Raw genomic sequence first — 12,831 nt, forward strand, 5'->3', positions numbered from 1 at the left:
CATGGCCGAGGAGCGGGAAGAGCTCACCTGGGAGTTGTTCGGGTCGGCCAGCAGGGATCTGGCGCAGGCCGTGGCCGACGACGGCTTCGAACCGGACCTGATCCTGTCGATCGCGCGCGGCGGGCTGTTCGTCGCCGGCGCGCTCGGCTACGCGCTGGACGTGAAGAACCTGCACGTGATGAACGTCGAGTTCTACACCGGCGTCGACCAGCGTCTCGACCTGCCGGTGATGCTGCCGCCGGTGCCGAACGTCGTCGACCTGACGAAGAAGAAGGTGCTCGTCGCCGACGACGTCGCGGACACCGGCGCCACCCTCAAGCTGGTCCGCGATTTCTGCGCCGACCACGTCGCCGAGGTGCGGTGCGCGGTCGTCTACGAGAAGCCGCGGTCCGAGGTCAAATGCGAATACGTCTGGAAGCACACGGATCTGTGGATCAACTTCCCGTGGTCGGTGCAGGCACCCGTGGTGCGGCGCGCCGGGCAGGTGCTGGACGCATGACGGATCCCTTGAAGCCGCTCCTGGACCTCGAAGGGGTCGCGGCGGCCTCGAAATCGGCGCAGGACGCGGTGTTCGCCGTCCACCGGCTGCCGGCCAACCTTCGCGGCGGCGCGGCGACGGCTTCCGAAGCGTCCGTGCGGGCGGCGCGGGCGTCGGCCGGTATCGAGGGCGCCACGCCCGAACTGCCGGAATCCGGCGAGGTGACCGATCCGGTGCTGGCGGGCGCGCTGCGGGTCGCGGAAGCGTTGGAGGGACTGCTCCCGGCGTGGCGGCGCGCGCCGCTGCAGGCGTTGGCGCGGCTGCACGTGCTCGCCGCGTCGGATCTGGTTTCGGACCTCGACGCGCTGGGACGGCCGCGGTCGTCCGCCGACGTCGGGCCGCGGCTGGAGATGCTGGCGCAACTGGTCACCGGCGCGACGTCCGCTCCGGGACCGGTGCTGACCGCTGTCGTGCACGGGGAACTGTTGGCACTCAAGCCTTTCGGCTCCGCGGACGGGGTCGTCGCGCGGGCGGCGGCCCGGCTTTCGGCGGTGGCGACAGGGCTGGACCCGAAGGCGCTGACGGTGCCGGAGGTCGCGTACTTCCGGCGGGTGCCGAAATACCTCGAAGCCGCTTCGGCCTTCGCTGAAGGAACTCCGGAGGGCGTCCGGGCTTGGCTGCTCTTCTCCTTCGAAGCCTTCGAAGCCGGCGCTCGCGAGGCGAAGTCGATCTCGGACGCCGCCGGCTGACTCATGGTGTGGCGAGCGCACACGAGATCTTGAGCAGGTGTAGTGCGTAGCCACATGGCTTAAGCGCCCCCGGCGACCTAACGTCGTCCGGCATGAGTGGTGCGTATCACAGCGATCTGGCCGGTAAGTCCGCGCTGGTCACGGGGGCGGCGAGCGGTATCGGCCTGGCGTGCGCCGAGGCACTCGCCGAAGTCGGCGCCAAGGTCCATCTCGTCGACATCGACGACGCCGTCGAGAAGGCCGCGGCCGACGTCAACGGCATCGCGCACATCATCGACCTCACCGACGCCCAAGCCATCGAGACCCTCCCGGCCGAGATCGACATCCTCGTCAACAACGCCGGTTTCCAGCACATCGCGCCCATCCACGAGTTCCCGCCGGAGACGTTCGTCCGGATACAGGCGCTCATGGTCACCGCGCCGTTCCTGCTCATCCGCCGCGTGCTACCACGCATGTACGAACGCGGCTGGGGGCGCGTCGTCAACATGTCGAGCGTCCACGGCCTCCGCGCGAGCCCGTTCAAATCCGCGTACGTCACCGCGAAGCACGCTCTCGAAGGCCTCTCCAAGGTCACCGCGCTCGAAGGCGCGGAACACGGCGTGACCAGCAACTGCGTCAGTCCCGGTTACGTCCGGACGCCGCTGGTCACCGGACAGCTCCAGGCGCAGGCCGAAGAACACGGCCTCGAACGCGACGCCGTCATCGAACAGGTCCTGCTGCGCCGTTCGGCGATCAAGCGGCTGATCGAACCCGCCGACGTCGCCGCGTGCGTGCTCTGGCTGTCCGGCGACCACGCCGCCCATGTCACCGGTACCTCCATTCCCCTCGACGGCGGCTGGACCGCCGCGTGACCCCCCAAGAAAGGACGCCTTCGGTGACCACGCAGAACCGCGGCTCGATCGCGAAGGTCGTCAGCGCCAGCCTGATCGGCACGACGATCGAGTGGTACGACTTCTTCCTCTACACCTCCGCCGCGGCGCTGGTGTTCGGCAAATTGTTCTTTCCCTCCGACGATCCGCTGACCGGCACGCTGCTCGCGTTCCTCACCTACGCCGTCGGATTCCTCGCCAGGCCGGTCGGCGGGCTCGTGTTCGGCCACTTCGGCGATCGGGTCGGCCGCAAGAAGCTGCTGGTGCTGAGCCTGCTGCTGATGGGCGGTTCGACCTGCGCGATGGGTGTCCTTCCGACGTACGCCGCCGTCGGTGCCCTGGCGCCGATCCTGCTGACACTGTTGCGGTTGGTGCAGGGTTTCGCGCTCGGCGGCGAATGGGGCGGCGCGGTCCTGATCGTCTCCGAACACGGCGACGACAAACGGCGCGGGTTCTGGGCGTCGTGGCCGCAGTGTGGTGCCCCTGGCGGAAACCTGCTCGCGACGGCGGTCCTCGCGGTGCTCGCGGCGACGCAGTCGGACGAGGCTTTCCTCAGCTGGGGCTGGCGGATCCCGTTCCTGCTGTCCGGTGTCCTCGTGGTGATCGGGCTGTGGATCCGGCTCGCGGTCAGCGAATCCCCGGTTTTCCTTGCCGCGCAGAAGAACCACAAGACCACGCACGCCCCCGTCGTCGAGGTGTTCCGGAAGAGCTGGCGGGCGGTGCTGATCACGATCGGCTCGCGGATGGCGGAGAACGTTTCGTACTACGTGATCACCGCGTTCATTCTGGTGTACGTCACCACTGGGCTGAGCCTGCCGAAATCGGCGGGGCTCAACGCGGTGCTCATCGGCTCGGCCGTGCATTTCGTGACCATTCCCTTGTGGGGCATTCTTTCCGACCGGATCGGACGGCGTCCGGTCTATCTGTTCGGCGCCATCGGCATGGCGGTGTGGAGTTTCGTGTTCTTCGCGATGCTCGACACGAAGAATTCCGGCGTCATCATTCTCGCGGCGACCGTCGGGCTGGTCCTGCACGGCGCGATGTACGGGCCGCAGGCCGCGTTCTTCTCCGAACAGTTCCCGACGCAGGTCCGCTACACCGGCCTCTCGGTCGGCGGGCAGCTGTCGTCGATCGCGGCAGGCGCGGTCGCGCCGCTCGTCGCGGTCGCGTTGTTCAGGGAGTTCGGCAGCACGGTCCCGGTCTCGCTCTACGTCGTCGCGATGTGCGTGCTGACGGTCATCGCGCTGCTCGCGGCTCGTGAGACCAAGGGCGAGTCCCTGCACTCCGAAGTTCTCCCGGAGCGCGGTCACGTGCCAGCATGACCTCTGTGGACGGATCCGCGCAGTTGCGCCGGCTGCTCGAACTGCTCGCCTCCGGGGCGGGCAGCGAGCAGCTGGCGCACGTCCCGGTCGATCCGAAGGCCACCGAGCTGGCGTTGCGGATCCGGGACACCGTCGCAGAGCACCGGCGGCGCGAGGCGGAGCTGGCCGCGCTGTTCGACACGGCGAGTGACCTCGCGCGGCTGGACGATCCGGACGCCGTCCTGCGGTCGATCGTGCGGCGCGCGCGGGCGTTGCTCGGCGTGGACGTCTCGTACCTCAGCCTCAACGACGAGACCGAAGGCAACACCTACGTCCGCGTGACCGACGGGTCGGTTTCCGCGCTGTTCCAGGACATCGTGCTGGGCATGGGCGAGGGGCTCGGCGGGCTGGTCGCGCAGACCGCGCGGCCGTACGCGACGGCGGATTACTTCAACGACAAGCGGTTCCGCCACACGTCGTCGATCGACACCGGCGTGCGCGACGAGGGCCTGACGGCGATCCTCGGCGTGCCGCTGGCGATCGGGAGCAAGGTCATCGGCGTCCTGTTCGCCTCGGACCGGACCACGCGGGAGTTCAGCCCGGAAGAGGTCGCACTGCTGTCGTCACTGGCCGACCACGCGGCGATCGCGCTGGACAACGCGCATCTGCTCGACGAGACGCGCCGCGCGGTCGCCGAGCTGAACGCCGCCAACGCGACGATCAGCGCGCACAACGACGCGATGCGCCGCGCCGAAGACGCACACGACCGGCTGATGGATCTCGTGCTGCGCGGCGGTGACCTGGCCGAGGTCGCCGCCGCGGTCGCGGACGTGCTCGGCGGGGCCATCGCCGTTTACGACGCCGACGGCGCTGTCCTGGCCAGGACCGGCGGCGACTCGGCCCTTTCGCGAGCCGCCGTCGCGGCGTCCAGGGCGAGCGGGCGCGCCGTGTCCACTGAGGACGGTTGGCTGTGCGCGGTCCAAGCGGGGCAGGAGTTCCTCGGCAGTCTGGTGCTGGGCGGCGGACCGGCACTCGGCGAGGCGGATCGGCGGTTGTTCGAGCGGGCGGGCGTGGTCACCGCGGTACTGCTGATGCAACGGCGTTCCGTGGCACGCGCCGAGGACGAGGTGCGCGGGGAGCTGCTGTCGGACCTGCTCACCGCACCCGGCCGCAATCCCGCGGCGTTGCTGGCGCGCGGACGTCGGCTCGGGGTCGACTTGTCGACATCGCACGCGGTGCTGGTCGCGCATTCCGACGATGTCTCCCGCCGTCGGCTGGCCATGGCCGCCGCCCGGCACGCCGATCTGGTCGGTGTCCACGCCGACGAGGTCGTCCTGCTGGTCCGGGGTGCGGATCCCGGTGCGCTGGCCCGATCGGTCGCCGCCGAACTCGCGTCCACAATGGACTGTGTGGTGACGGTGGGTGCGGCAGGGCCTGCCGATTCGCCGAGGGCTCTGGCCGAGGCACACGCCGAAGCCGCGCGATGTGTCGCGTCGCTACTGGCACTCGGGCGAGCCGGTGAGGGCGCGAGCATGGCCGACCTCGGATTCGTCGGGCTTCTCCTGGGTGAAGACGCCGATCTCGGCGCGTATGTGACGACCACGATCGGTCCGGTGCTCGACTACGACGAACGCCGTGGGACGGATCTGATCGGCACCCTCCGGGCGTATTTCGCCTGCGGCGGCAACCTGACGCGCGCCAAGGACCTGCTTCACGTGCACGTCAACACCGTCGTGCAGCGGCTGGACCGGATCGCGTCACTGCTGGGCGAGGAGTGGCAGGCGCCCGAGCGCGCGCTGGAACTCCAGCTCGCGCTCAGGCTGCACCGCCTCACCAGTGACCGAAACGGATGACGTCGTCGAAGTCGCGCCGCGCGATCGTGGTCGCCGACGAGCCGGGCGACGGACCGGGCTCGTCGCTGTGGCCGAGTGCCACGACACCGATCGGATTGTGATCCCCGGGCACGCCGAAGTCGCGGTGGACGCGCTCCACGCTCTCTGGCGAGAGACCGAAGAACACGGCGCCCAGACCTTCGTCGACGGCCGTCTGGAGGATCAGCAGCGTCGCCATCCCGGTGTCGATGTCCCAGTACGGCACACGCCACCACGACTCGTCGCGATCGGTGACTCCCTTGTCGGGCTTGGCATAGCGGTCGAGGTACGCGTTCTTGACCGAGAGCGGCACGATCGCGACCGGTGCCGTGGTCACCGATTCCGGCGCCCAGCTCGCCCCGAACTCCCAGAATTTCGCGAGTTCTTCGCCGGTGAGGACGAGGAACCCTTGTCCTTGTGAGAAACCGGCCGAGGGACCCTTCAGCGCGTTGCGCAAGATGCGCCGCAGGCTCACCTCGGCCACGGGCTCGTCGGTGAATTTCCGGACCATGCGACGGCGTCGGACGACGTCCTGGAATTCCATGCTGATCAGCTTAGGGCGCAAGTGGTCGCGAGGTCACCGCTCGCGCGCGGGATCGTCGCCGAAGCGGGCGGCCTGACGCCGTCGAGCCAGCCTTCGAGCGCGGTGAAGGCCGTGCGGAAGCACGGGCCGATCGGGCGCAGCTTGTCCGGATACGCGTCGTACAGGCCGTCGACGTGGTTGCCGTCGACGATCCGGTAGTAGCGCTGGAGTCTGGCGCGGCCCTGCTCGGCGATCATCCGCTGGTAGACGTCCGAATCGCGGCTGATGGGGAGGAGGGTGTCGAGGGTGCCGTGCAGGGTGATCAGCGGTTTGCCGATCCGGCCGGTCAGCGAGATCCGTTCGACCGCGCGGTGGACCGACGGCGGGCGAGTGGCGTAGTCGTAGTCGGTACCGGTGAACGCCGGATCGAATTCGGCCTGGTAGATACGTTGCGTCAGGCCCCAGTAGACGTCGTTGTGGTACGGCCACAGAAATTCCGAGCCCGGTGCGAAACCGGCGTCGAGGATCTTTCGGTGCGCTGCCTCGGAACCGGCGGCGTAGGCGGGATAGGCCTTGATCGCGGGCGGGAGGAAGGTGAACAGGTTCGGGCCGTCCTCGTGCCAGAGCGTGCCCTCCCAATCGATGCCGCCGTCGTAGAGCCACGGCCGGTTCTCGAGTTGCCAGCGGACGAGGTAGCCGCCGTTCGACATCCCGGCCGCGAGGGTGCGGCTCGGCAGGCGTCCGTAGCGCTGGGCCACGGCCGCCTTCGCGGCGACGGTCAGCTGCGTGACCCGCGAATTCCACTCCGCGAGCGCGTCACCGGGGCGGCGTCCGTCGGTGTGGAAGCCGGCGCCGGTGTTGCCCTTGTCGGTCGCGGCGAACGCGTAGCCCGCGGCGAGGACCTGGTCACCGATCGCGCGGTCGTTCGCGTACTGCCGCCGCACGCCGGGCGAACCGGAGACCACGAGGCCGCCGTTCCAGCGGTCGGGCAGGCGCAGCACGAACTGCGCGTCGTGGTTCCAGCCGTGCGCGGTGTTGCCCGTCGACGAGTCCGGGAAATAGCCGTCGATCTGAGTGCCGGGAACACCCTCGGGAGCAGGGAAACCGGCCGACGTCAGACCCGCCCAATCGGCTTGGACGGTGTGACCGGTGGCCAGGGTGCCGGGGGTGGTCAGATCATCCAAACAGGACAGTTGCTGTTCCGCGGCCCCGGGAACGCGCACGTTCGCGCATCCGCTCGCCGCCGCTTCGGCGGGAGTGATCAGGGCCAGCATCATCGCGAGGACCAGAATGAGCCGCATCGGCCGACGATAAGCGGGGCCTTCGGGAGCCGGTACCCGGCGCGACCACACAAAACGGGCCGCCGCTGTGGTGGTCTGCCACGTGGGAAACCAGCGGGTGCCGGTTTTAGCCTCGGGTGATGCGAAAACTCCTCATCGGCGCGGTGGTTTCGACAGTGGCCCTGCTCTTTCCGGCTCCGGCGCAGGCGGCGACGATCCGCCCGGTGACCGGGTTCGGGAGCAATCCCGGTGCGTTGCAGATGTTCGAGTACGTCCCCGACGGGCTGCCGTCCGGACGTCCGGCGGTCGTCGTGCTGCACGGCTGCACCCAGGACGCGGCCGGATACGCGCGTGGCTCCGGCTGGGTCGGGCTCGCGGACAAGTTGCGTTTCAAACTCGTTCTGCCGCAACAGGTTTCGGCGAACAACTTCTCCAAGTGCTTCAACTGGTTCCAGGCGGGGGACATCAAGCGCGGGTCCGGGGAGGCCGAATCGATCGCGCAGATGGCCCGCTTCGCGGCCGGAAGCCGGACCTACGTGACCGGCCTCTCGGCGGGTGGGGCGATGACCTCGGTGATGCTCGCGGCGTATCCGGAGCTGTTCTCGGGCGGCGGTGTCGTCGCCGGGCTGCCGTACGGGTGCGCGGCTTCGATGATCGACGCGTACTCGTGCATGAATCCCGGCAAGGATCTGACGCCGAAGCAGTGGGGCGACAAGGTGCGTGCCGCGGGCACGGGCTCGCGGTCACCGGTCAGCGTCTGGCACGGGGCCGCGGATTACACGGTCGCCCCGATGAACATGCGTGAGCTTTCCGAGCAGTGGACTGACGTCGGTGCCGTCGTCGACACGCACGCGATCAACGGGGTGGGGCACGGTCAGCCGATCGCGCCAGGGGCCGGATGCGGTCAGGCCGGGCCGTACCTGCTCGACGTCGGCGTGTGCGCGGCGGGAGAACTCGCGGCGAAGTGGCGGCTAGGCGAGGACGGCGTCCAGTAGCCCCGGGAACCGCTTGTGGATGTCCTCGGTCCGTAGTTCGACCCAGCGGGTCCGGCCCTCGACGAACGTCGTCGTCAGGCCGGCCTCGCGCAGGACCTTCCAGTGGTGGGAGAGCGTCGGCGCGCTGATCTCGACGTCGTACTCGGTGATGGCGCAGCTTCGCGGCGAAGGATTGCTTCGCAGAGCACGGATCAGCTCCAGGCGCACGGGATCCGCGAGCGCCTGGAGCACCGGCACGATCCGGATTTCGTCGGTCGCCGGTTGCGGCAGCGTGCTGCTCACTTCGCTCCAACTATTTGACAGCCATCGAATGATGCGGCCACTATACCTCCCATGACGATTCGACGATCATCAAATGATCGGCTCGCTCTGGGGGCTCTTCTGATACTCGCCGTCGGTACCTTCACCGTCGGCACGGATGGGTTCGTCATGAACGGGCTGCTGCCGGCCATCGCCACCGACCTGCGTGTTTCCGAAGCCGTCGCGGGCCAGCTGACCACGGTCTTCGCGGTGACCTACGCGGTCTCGTCGCCGCTCATCGCGGCCTTCACCGGACGGCTGGACCGGCGCTGGGTGCTCGGCGCCGGGATGGTGCTGTTCACGATCGGCATGGCCGGTCAGGCGATCGGCGACTCGTTCGCGGTGGTCGCCGTCGCTCGTGTGCTGGCCGCCTTGGGTGCCGCCGCGTTCCAGTCCAACGCCTACGTTCTCGCCGGCGCGCTGGCTTCCGATGAGCGACGAGGCCGCGCGCTGGCGACGGTTTCCAACGGGATGAGCGTGTCGATGGTGCTCGGCGTGCCGATCGGGGTGCTGGCCGGGAACTGGTTCGGCTGGCGCGCGGTGATGTGGGGGATCGGCGCGGTGGCGCTGGTCGTGATGCTGCTCGTGCCGCTTCTGCCGGGCGTCCGGATGCCGACGGTGTCGTTGCGCGACAGGCTCGCCGTCGTCGGCCGCCCGCCGATCGCGCGCGTGCTCGGCGTGAGCGTTCTCGGCACCGCTGCGGGCTTCGCGGCCTTCGTGTACCTGCCGGTGCTGGTGGCGCCGGTGGCGGCGGGCGCGATGATCTCGTGGCTGCTCGTCGGTTTCGGGATCGGGCAGATCGCGGGCAACGCCTTCGCGGGCAAGGCCACCGACTCGCTGGGCCCCGCGCGCGTCCGCTCGATCTCGCTCATCGGCATGGTCGTGACGTTCGCGCTGCTGGACGTCGCCGTGCTGAGCCTGCCCGGAACGCTGGTCCTCGCGCTGGCTTCGGGGGTCTTCGGCGGAATGCTGATGGTGCCGCAGCAGCACCGGCTGTTCTCGCTGGCGCCGGACGCGCCGACGGTCGCCTTGGGGCTCAACGGTTCCGCGATCTACGGCGGCGGGGCCCTCGGTGCCGCGCTGGGCGGGGTCGTCCTGTCCTCGGCGGGCGTCTGGTGGGTTGGTCCCGTGGCCGCCTTCGTCGCTCTGCTCGCCTTCGCGCTTTCGCTGCCTTCGCGGGCTGCGGTGGTCCAGCCCGCCTGATCAAAAGTGAGAGCAAGGGACCTTTGCTATCGTTAGCGTGGGTACGCTAAGTAAGTGACAGCAAAGGTCCCTTGCTCTCTTTCCGCAGGTCAGGGGCCTACTCTGCGGGAAGCCGGGCCGACCAACGCTCCTCGATACGCGCGAAGCGCCATACGAGGAGCGCGAAGAGCCACGTGAGCACGAAGAGCGCTACGACCGCGTAGCCGACGTAGTCCAGACTCAGCGCCCCGATCGCCGCGAGCGGTCCGGTCGTGATCCCGAGTCGTTCGGTGAGGATCGAGATCAGCTCGATCGTCCCGACGAGCAGTGCGACCGCGACAGAAAGCGCCGTCACCGTGAGGTTGTAGTAGATCTTCCGCACCGGCTTCGCGAAGGCCCAGCCGTACGCGTAGTTCATGAAGCAACCATCGGCGGTGTCGAACAGCGTCATTCCCGCGGCGAACAGGATCGGCAGCACCAGAATCGCGTACCAGGGCAGGGAGAACGCGGCCGCGCCGCCGGCGAGCACCAGCAGGCTGATCTCGGTCGCGGTGTCGAAGCCGAGGCCGAACAGCAGGCCGATGGGGTAGATGTGCCAAGGCTTGCGCACGGCCTTCGTCGCACCACGGAGCAATCGGTTCATGAAGCCGCGGTTGTCGAGCTGCCGTTCCAGTGCCGCTTCGTCGAACTCGCCCCGCCGCATCCGCCGGAGCACCTTCACGATGCCGACCAGCACCACCAGGTTCATGATCCCGATGACGTACAGGAACACCGCCGAAACGGACGTGCCGATCAGCCCGGTCGCCTTGTGCAACGCCGAAGAGTCGTCCTCGACGGCGCCTGCGAGTGCGCGGACGCCGAGCGACAGCAGCAGGCACAGCAGGAAGACGATCGTCGAATGCCCTAGGGAGAACCAAAAACCCACGGAAAGCGGCCGCTGGCCATCGGCCATCAGTTTGCGGGTGGTGTTGTCGATCGCGGCGATGTGGTCCGCGTCGAACGCGTGCCGCGTCCCGAGAACGAAAGCGGTGACGCCGAGACCGATCCCGAAAACGCCCGTGGCGCCGAGCTCATAATCGCGCGGCGCCACGAAAAGCGTCAGGACCCCCCAGCCCACGACGTTGAGCAGCAGGATGAATCCGGCCATTCCGGCGACGGACACCCGTTCGCGTCGCGTGAGCGCGAGGCGTCGGGATGAACGGGTTCGTCCGCCGGTGCTCACGACCACCCGACCTCTCAGTCACGAATACCTGAGAGCCTAAGCAGCCGAGCAGATGATGGGCAATCGGTGGTGACTCAGCTCGCGCGCACCCGCAGGGAGTCGAGAGCCTTGCGTACGTGGCCATCGTTGGCCGCCAGCGCCTTCGCCGCGTTCGCGACGTCCTCGCCGGACAGCAGATGGACCAGCGCGACCTTCAGGTCGCCGTCGGCCTCGGTGAGCGCGTCGGAGCAGTCCGCCATGCTCATGCCGGTGGCCTCGCGCAGGATCCTGATGGTCCGTCCGCGCAGCTTCGCGTTGGTCGCGCGCATGCTGACCATTAGGTTCGAGTACGTCCGGCCGAGTTTGATCATCGTCGCGGTGGAGAACGCGGTGAGGATGATCTTCTGCGCCGTGCCCGCCTTCATCCGCGTCGACCCGGCGATCGCTTCCGGACCGGTGTCCACCGCGATGAGGACATCGACACCGGGTGGCAGCACCGCGGCCGGATTACCCGAAACCAGGGCGGTACGGGCGCCGCGACGGCTGGCCGCGGCCAGCGCGCCGAGCACGTAGGGCGTCCGGCCGGAAGCAGTCAGCCCGAGCACGAAGTCGCCGGGCGCGACGTCCTCGGCCACTTCGGCGGCTCCGGCTTTCGCGTCGTCCTCGGCGTCTTCGACGGCTTGGCGCAGAGCGCGCGCGCCGCCCGCGTGATGCGCGATGAACCAGTCGGAGGGCACGTTGAACGTCGGCACGAGTTCCGCCGCGTCCAATGTCGCCAGCCTGCCTGAGGTACCTGCCCCGAAGTAGTGCACGCGGTGCCCCGACCGCAGCGCCTCCACGGCGAAGTCGACCGCCCGCGCCACCTGCGGCAGAACCGCCGCGACGGCTTCGGGGACCCGGCGGTCCTCGGCGTTGATCGCGCCGAGAATGCCCATGGTCGACATCAGATCGATGTCGGTCGTCCGTGGATTGCGCTGTTCGGTTGGCGAGTCGACGTGCACCACCTGGCGTGGGACGGTCATCATGCGCCTCACTTTTTCGCTCATTTGCCGGTTTCCCGCGGCCGCCGCCTGCCGTCGGGCCGTACGCCCAGCCGGTGCGAACCAACCGCGTCCCTGGTCGCGTCGAGAGCGTTGACCGACGCGTCCATGTGCCGCTGCGCGACACCGATGAACAGGCAGTCGATGACGGTCAGCTGCGCGATGCGACTGGCGGTCGCACCGGAGCGGAACGTCGTCTCACGCGCCGCCGTGGTCAGGATGTGGTCGGAGACCTCGGTGATCGGCGACCGGGGGAAGTTCGTCACGGCGACGGTGATCGCGCCGTGCTCGCGCGCCACACGCAAGGCCTCGACGGTGTCCGTGGTCGCGCCCGTGTGGGAGATGCCGATCGCGACGTCTCCGGGGCTCAGCACGGCGGCCGAGGTCAGCATGATGTGCGTGTCGGACCAGGCGAAGCTGACCCGGCCGATGCGGTGCAGCTTCTGCTGCAGGTCCGCGGCGACGAACGCGCTCGCGCCGACGCCGTAGACGTCGACACGGCCCGCGCCCGCAAGGACATCGATCACACGCTGTAGCGACGGAATGTCGAGCTGGTCGGCGGTCTCCTCCACGGCCCGCGCGTCCGCGAAGCTGACCTTGCCGATGACCGCGGCCAGGTCGTCCTCCGGGCCGATCTCGCCGCCGAGGTTCCGGCTCGACCGGGCCTCCGAGCGGGCGGTGTCGGCCGCCAAGGCGATCCTGAGCTGCGGGTATCCGCCGACGCCGACAGCCTTGCAGAATCGCGTGACGGTGGTTTCGCTGGTGTTGGCCGCGAGCGCGACCTCGGTGATGCTGCGCCGCGCGACCGTCGCCGGGTCCTCGAGGACCACCTTCGCGACGCGCTGCTCCGCCCGGGCGAGCCCAGGCAGAAGTGAGCGGATCCGGACAAGCGGGCTCGCGTCAGCGTCCCGTGTCGGCTGCGCCGGCACGGCCTCGGACGGTGCGGCCGCGATTACGGATTCGGTATCGCCCACCGTGGGAAAGTTACTAACCGTTGGCATCTGCGACAAGGCTACCCACACCCTTCAGGAAGATCGCAACC

13 protein-coding genes are annotated in these 12,831 nt (G+C 68.9%); 7 read left to right on the plus strand and 6 right to left on the minus strand.

All coding sequences use genetic code 11. The features are described 5' to 3' along the window. The first annotated feature begins 1 nt into the window (after position 1). From ACZ5ZX_RS34815 to ACZ5ZX_RS34835, 5 genes are all read left to right on the plus strand, one after another. Entirely contained in the window at positions 2–499 is a 498-nt protein-coding gene (locus ACZ5ZX_RS34815) for a phosphoribosyltransferase (protein WP_465460075.1), read from the plus strand. Further along, on the plus strand, positions 496–1,227 hold the full coding sequence (locus tag ACZ5ZX_RS34820) for a Fic family protein (RefSeq protein ID WP_465506228.1): 732 nt from the start codon (positions 496–498) through the stop codon (positions 1,225–1,227). Before ACZ5ZX_RS34815 ends, ACZ5ZX_RS34820 begins: the two co-directional genes overlap by 4 nt. Positions 1,228–1,319: 92 nt before the next feature. Next, positions 1,320–2,078: a 3-hydroxybutyrate dehydrogenase gene (locus tag ACZ5ZX_RS34825; protein WP_465506229.1), complete on the plus strand. Its 759-nt coding sequence runs from the start codon at positions 1,320–1,322 to the stop codon at positions 2,076–2,078. 23 nt (positions 2,079–2,101) lie between these two features. Continuing rightward, positions 2,102–3,418 (plus strand): MFS transporter, encoded by a 1,317-nt coding sequence (locus ACZ5ZX_RS34830; protein ID WP_465506230.1) that lies wholly within the window; start codon positions 2,102–2,104, stop codon positions 3,416–3,418. Next, on the plus strand, positions 3,415–5,250 hold the full coding sequence (locus ACZ5ZX_RS34835) for a helix-turn-helix domain-containing protein (protein ID WP_465506231.1): 1,836 nt from the start codon (positions 3,415–3,417) through the stop codon (positions 5,248–5,250). The genes ACZ5ZX_RS34830 and ACZ5ZX_RS34835 overlap by 4 nt, the downstream gene beginning before the upstream one ends. Here ACZ5ZX_RS34835 and ACZ5ZX_RS34840 read toward each other — a convergent pair. Together ACZ5ZX_RS34840 and ACZ5ZX_RS34845 are read right to left on the minus strand one after the other, a co-directional pair. Continuing rightward, on the minus strand, positions 5,228–5,812 hold the full coding sequence (locus ACZ5ZX_RS34840) for a nitroreductase family protein (protein ID WP_465506232.1): 585 nt from the start codon (positions 5,810–5,812) through the stop codon (positions 5,228–5,230). The genes ACZ5ZX_RS34835 and ACZ5ZX_RS34840 overlap by 23 nt on opposite strands. 5 nt (positions 5,813–5,817) lie before the next feature. Further along, positions 5,818–7,092, minus strand: coding sequence for a tannase/feruloyl esterase family alpha/beta hydrolase (locus ACZ5ZX_RS34845; protein ID WP_465506233.1), 1,275 nt, complete (start codon positions 7,090–7,092; stop codon positions 5,818–5,820). Between the two features lie 119 nt (positions 7,093–7,211). Here ACZ5ZX_RS34845 and ACZ5ZX_RS34850 point away from each other — a divergent pair, with 119 nt between their 5' ends. Beyond that, on the plus strand, positions 7,212–8,066 hold the full coding sequence (locus ACZ5ZX_RS34850; protein ID WP_465506234.1) for an extracellular catalytic domain type 1 short-chain-length polyhydroxyalkanoate depolymerase: 855 nt from the start codon (positions 7,212–7,214) through the stop codon (positions 8,064–8,066). Here ACZ5ZX_RS34850 and ACZ5ZX_RS34855 read toward each other — a convergent pair. Then, a complete protein-coding gene (locus ACZ5ZX_RS34855; RefSeq protein ID WP_465506235.1) occupies positions 8,043–8,348 on the minus strand; it encodes an ArsR/SmtB family transcription factor in 306 nt (101 codons plus the stop codon). The genes ACZ5ZX_RS34850 and ACZ5ZX_RS34855 overlap by 24 nt on opposite strands. A 51-nt stretch (positions 8,349–8,399) precedes the next feature. On the opposite strand from ACZ5ZX_RS34855, the gene ACZ5ZX_RS34860 reads away from it, so the two are divergent. Continuing rightward, the gene (locus tag ACZ5ZX_RS34860; RefSeq protein WP_465506236.1) at positions 8,400–9,569 is read left to right on the plus strand and encodes an MFS transporter; all 1,170 of its coding nucleotides are present in this window, start codon (positions 8,400–8,402) and stop codon (positions 9,567–9,569) included. A gap of 97 nt (positions 9,570–9,666) precedes the next feature. Here the strand turns inward: ACZ5ZX_RS34860 and nicT are convergent, their stop codons facing one another. The 3 genes from nicT to ACZ5ZX_RS34875 form a co-directional block, all read right to left on the minus strand. Further along, the gene (gene nicT / locus ACZ5ZX_RS34865; protein ID WP_465506237.1) at positions 9,667–10,770 is read right to left on the minus strand and encodes a Nickel transporter NicT; all 1,104 of its coding nucleotides are present in this window, start codon (positions 10,768–10,770) and stop codon (positions 9,667–9,669) included. 74 nt (positions 10,771–10,844) lie between these two features. Next, complete coding sequence (locus ACZ5ZX_RS34870) at positions 10,845–11,774, minus strand: N-acetylmuramic acid 6-phosphate etherase (RefSeq protein WP_465506238.1); 930 nt, start codon at positions 11,772–11,774, stop codon at positions 10,845–10,847. A 17-nt stretch (positions 11,775–11,791) separates the two neighbouring features. Next, positions 11,792–12,790, minus strand: a complete 999-nt coding sequence (locus ACZ5ZX_RS34875) for a MurR/RpiR family transcriptional regulator (RefSeq protein ID WP_465506239.1) — start codon at positions 12,788–12,790, stop codon at positions 11,792–11,794. Positions 12,791–12,831 lie beyond the last annotated feature (41 nt).

This window comes from Amycolatopsis sp. NPDC033938 (assembly GCF_055575975.1).

Excerpts from the sequence above, each read along its gene's own strand:
- ACZ5ZX_RS34845 (WP_465506233.1), bottom strand. The coding sequence starts at position 7,092 with ATGCGGCTCATTCTGGTCCTCGCGATGATGCTGGCCCTGATCACTCCC.
- ACZ5ZX_RS34825 (WP_465506229.1), top strand. The coding sequence starts at position 1,320 with ATGAGTGGTGCGTATCACAGCGATCTGGCCGGTAAGTCCGCGCTGGTC.
- ACZ5ZX_RS34860 (WP_465506236.1), top strand. The coding sequence starts at position 8,400 with ATGACGATTCGACGATCATCAAATGATCGGCTCGCTCTGGGGGCTCTT.
- ACZ5ZX_RS34840 (WP_465506232.1), bottom strand. The coding sequence starts at position 5,812 with ATGGAATTCCAGGACGTCGTCCGACGCCGTCGCATGGTCCGGAAATTC.
- ACZ5ZX_RS34850 (WP_465506234.1), top strand. The coding sequence starts at position 7,212 with ATGCGAAAACTCCTCATCGGCGCGGTGGTTTCGACAGTGGCCCTGCTC.
- ACZ5ZX_RS34820 (WP_465506228.1), top strand. The coding sequence starts at position 496 with ATGACGGATCCCTTGAAGCCGCTCCTGGACCTCGAAGGGGTCGCGGCG.
- ACZ5ZX_RS34835 (WP_465506231.1), top strand. The coding sequence starts at position 3,415 with ATGACCTCTGTGGACGGATCCGCGCAGTTGCGCCGGCTGCTCGAACTG.
- ACZ5ZX_RS34875 (WP_465506239.1), bottom strand. The coding sequence starts at position 12,790 with ATGCCAACGGTTAGTAACTTTCCCACGGTGGGCGATACCGAATCCGTA.
- ACZ5ZX_RS34870 (WP_465506238.1), bottom strand. The coding sequence starts at position 11,774 with ATGATGACCGTCCCACGCCAGGTGGTGCACGTCGACTCGCCAACCGAA.
- ACZ5ZX_RS34815 (WP_465460075.1), top strand. The coding sequence starts at position 2 with ATGGCCGAGGAGCGGGAAGAGCTCACCTGGGAGTTGTTCGGGTCGGCC.